The organism is Rhodococcus sp. IEGM 1409 (assembly GCF_030056735.1).
Lineage (GTDB): Bacteria > Actinomycetota > Actinomycetes > Mycobacteriales > Mycobacteriaceae > Rhodococcus_F.
In genome coordinates, this window is sequence record NZ_JASHKN010000011.1 from 115,720 (window position 1) to 116,901 (window position 1,182).

Consider the following 1,182-nt stretch of genomic DNA (forward strand, 5'->3'; position numbering starts at 1 on the left):
TTCGGGCGGCCAGGTTCGGAGACTGGGTCCCGAAGTGAGAAACAACTCAGCTACCGATACTCGGGTACGCCGGCTAACGCGCACCGATCGACGCGGCAATCACCGGCCACGAGTTGTGAAGATCGTCCTGCCAATAACCCCAGGAGTGCGTGCCCGTTGCCCGGAAATCGTAGGTGGCGGGGATTCCCAGGGAGTCGAGCCGCTCGGCCAGACGATGGGTGCACTGGTTGGTCCCAGCCTCGATGACACCACCCACGATCACCTGGTTGGCCAGAACGCCCGGATCACCGTTCACCATCGGTCCACCCAGATTCTCGTGTGGACCTGGCAGACCCGTTCCGTTGCTGATGTAGAGATCGATGCCTCGCAATCTCTCGGCATTGACCACCGGATCGTTGGCCACCCACCCCGGACCACCGAGGGGACCCCACATGTTGTCGACGTTGCCGCCGCGGAATCCGACCACGAATCTCACGTAGTCCTGACCTGGTTGAGTACTCGTCTCGGCGCAACCGCTGAAGGCACCGACCGCACGGTAAACCGTCGGCGCGGCCTCGGCCAGGCTCAGAACCGACGTACCGGCCATCGACAATCCGGCGACGGCGTTCGCGCCCGTCGTACCGAGTGTGGCGTCGACGATCGGCGGCAACTCCTGGGTGAGGAACGTGGTCCACTTGTTCAGTCCCAGAACAGGATCCGGCTTCTCCCAGTCGGTGTAATAGCTGTATGCACCGCCGATGGGATTCACGACGTTGACGTTCTTGTCGCCGAAGAAGTCGACGACGTCTGTCCGTGTCTGCCACGTAGCCGTATCCTCGCCGCCGCCGGCGCCGTTGAGCAGATAGAGAGTCGGCCTGGGCGCACTGGTGTCTGCCGGCCGAATCACCTCGAGCGGGATCACCTTGTCCATTGCAGCCGAGTAGACGTACATCGTCAGTTGACGGGCGTTGATCTCCTCGACGTGATCGAGAGCTGATCCGTCTGAAGGCAACGTCCGCGCCAGATCTGCCGAGGCCAGCGCTGCTTCACCGAACAATCCTGTCCATGCGACGAGGGCGACGACAAGTATCGCCCGAGTGCGTCCGATCCTTCTCATTGCCGCTCCTCGTGCTCGATTGCGGTGCCCGGCAACAGCTTGGTGGCGCTCGCTTCGCGGGCTTGCGGCTCGGTGGCTTGAAGTTG

At 62.8% G+C, this 1,182-nt stretch carries 1 protein-coding gene; it reads right to left on the reverse strand.

Annotation, left to right across the window (positions count from 1 at the left end; all coding sequences use genetic code 11):
- Window positions 1-73: 73 nt before the first annotated feature.
- Window positions 74-1,096: an alpha/beta hydrolase gene (locus QM716_RS24880; protein WP_283306818.1), complete on the reverse strand. Its 1,023-nt coding sequence runs from the start codon at window positions 1,094-1,096 to the stop codon at window positions 74-76.
- Window positions 1,097-1,182: the final 86 nt, after the last annotated feature.

What these genes read in the sequence shown, in the direction of transcription:
- QM716_RS24880 (WP_283306818.1), bottom strand. Translation starts at nt 1,096, where the DNA reads ATGAGAAGGATCGGACGCACTCGGGCGATACTTGTCGTCGCCCTCGTC.